We start from the raw sequence: 276 nt of genomic DNA on the forward strand, positions 1-276 counted from the left end.
CCGGCCCGCCCGGCGCCGGCCGCACCGCCGGGCCACTCGGCGCCGGCCGCCCCAGCGCCGCCCGCACCGCCCGGCCACCCCGGCTCGCCCACCTCGGCGGGCGCTCCCACCAGCGTCGCTCCGGGACGGGACACCGGCCGCGTCCGGGCGTCCGCCGGTGGGGCCGGGGCGGTTGCCGAATTCAGGCCCGCGATCACCCGGGGCGTCAAGTGCAGCACCGGCACCCCGGACCGCTCCAGCCAGCCCGATCCGTACACCACCGTCGCCGCCGCGGCG

The 276-nt window shown here is 82.6% G+C and carries 1 pseudogene; it reads right to left on the bottom strand.

Features of this window, described 5'->3' with window-relative positions:
- Positions 1-276: pseudogene (locus CCN39_RS52325) on the bottom strand (serine/threonine-protein kinase); the annotation flags it as partial.

The organism is Amycolatopsis kentuckyensis (genome assembly GCF_002155975.1).
GTDB classification, from domain to species: domain Bacteria; phylum Actinomycetota; class Actinomycetes; order Mycobacteriales; family Pseudonocardiaceae; genus Amycolatopsis; species Amycolatopsis kentuckyensis.